The following is a 1,651-nucleotide window of genomic DNA, read 5'->3' as shown; positions in this document are numbered from 1 at the left end:
TAGGAAGGAACTACAATCCTTGTCAAGCAAACATTTATCAGTATAGATTCCAATGCGGTTTCTACGGTTCAAGAAAATCTGCTTAATGCAGAACTTTACGCTAAACATCGTCAAGAAATGCGTACAGACGAACGCGCATTGCGTGATTTGCGTTACAAAATTGAAGATGAAGTTTTGGCAGATACTACACAGGCGTAATGCGTTAAAAATGGGGGGTAAAAAATAAAAGATGAATATTTCTGATTTGATTGACCACCTTGCCCCTACTATCGGAGTCATAGCAACGGGCTGGTTTGGTATGAGAGCTAGCAAGTCCGCTAATTTAAACAAATCACAATTCGGAGATTTAAAAGGCGATTTAAACAATATCCACGATTCAGTTGAAGCTATTCAACAAATCGGTGAATCAAACAGCGGAAAAATCAACGAATTAAATGATAAGCTGGTAGTGCATGATGAAGCTCACCTTGTTACCATGTACCTAAGGTTAGAGCGTGATATCAACAAAGAGTTAGAACGTGGGTATACCACCGTGCATAATTCGGATGTGATTCACAAAATGCACTCTAGTTACAAGAAACTAGGTGGCAACGGGTACATAGACGCTTTATATAAGAAATACATTAATTTAGAAGTGAGGAATTAACATGAAAATTAACTGGTCTATTCGTTTTAAAAACCGTACATTCGTAACACGCTTTGCACTCGCTTTGGTGTTGCCAATTTTGGCTTACTTTGGTATCAAGTTTGAAGATATCACAAGTTGGGGAGCATTGTTTGGATTGTTTGGCAGATTCTTGTCAAATCCATACTTGGTAGGTTTGACAGTGGTCAACGCCTTGAATATGTTCCCAGACCCCACTACAAAAGGGCTTAGCGATAGCGAACGAGCACTATCATATACTAAACCTTATGAGGGCTAGCTTATGGCTAAACTCATGACCTCTATCAACCAAATTGAAGCATGCAACAGGTAATAATAATATTTTATTAAATAAGAAAGGAGACCTATGACATCAAAAACACAGTTATTAAACATGCTTGAAAGCCTAGTCAATCAACGTGTCACTGTTCCGACCAACCCATATGGTGGGCAGTGCGTAGCTTTGATTGACAATGTGCTACAGTACCAAGGCTTGTTTAACCTTAATTTCAGCTACTTAAACGCTATCGATGCGTTAGGTAGGGCAGAAAGTCTAGGTTTGAAAGTCACTTATTTCAACGGTGCGAACAATCCACCCGTTGGGAGTGTTTGGGTGACTAATTGCTTGCCTTATCACCAATTCGGTCATATCGGTTTCGTGGTCGGAGAAAACCCAGACGGTACAGTTACCACAGTCGAACAGAATATTGATGGAAATGCTGATTGCTTGTCTAATGGTGGATGGGTGCGCAAGGTAACTCGTAACCTTGATAGTGCTGGTAATTTCAGCTATATTGATTGGAGTGCGCCAAGTCAACAAATGGTTGGATGGTTCGAATTGCCGTTTGACGGGATGACACAGGATAATTACTTTATCGACGTGTCAGCTTACCAACCGGGAGACCTTACAAGTATCTGTCAAGCAGTTGGAACTAACAACACAGTTATTAAGGTTACTGAAGGCACTGGTTGGGTTAGCCCAGTGGCCACTCAGCAAACCAACACAAG

At 40.8% G+C, this 1,651-nt stretch carries 3 protein-coding genes; all 3 read left to right on the top strand.

Annotated elements, in window-relative coordinates; genetic code table 11:
* The first annotated feature begins 229 nt into the window (after window positions 1-229).
* Window positions 230-646: a hypothetical protein gene (locus tag HSISS2_RS10370; protein WP_021146626.1), complete on the top strand. Its 417-nt coding sequence runs from the start codon at window positions 230-232 to the stop codon at window positions 644-646.
* A gap of 1 nt (window position 647) precedes the next feature.
* Complete coding sequence (locus HSISS2_RS10365) at window positions 648-923, top strand: phage holin (RefSeq protein ID WP_021146625.1); 276 nt, start codon at window positions 648-650, stop codon at window positions 921-923.
* 87 nt (window positions 924-1,010) lie between these two features.
* Window positions 1,011-1,651 (top strand): CHAP domain-containing protein (locus HSISS2_RS11225; protein WP_205617845.1); only part of this gene is annotated, 641 nt, incomplete at its 3' end.

The organism is Streptococcus sp. HSISS2, assembly GCF_000448665.1.
GTDB lineage: Bacteria > Bacillota > Bacilli > Lactobacillales > Streptococcaceae > Streptococcus > Streptococcus raffinosi.
This window is presented reverse-complemented; position numbering and strand designations above follow the sequence as displayed.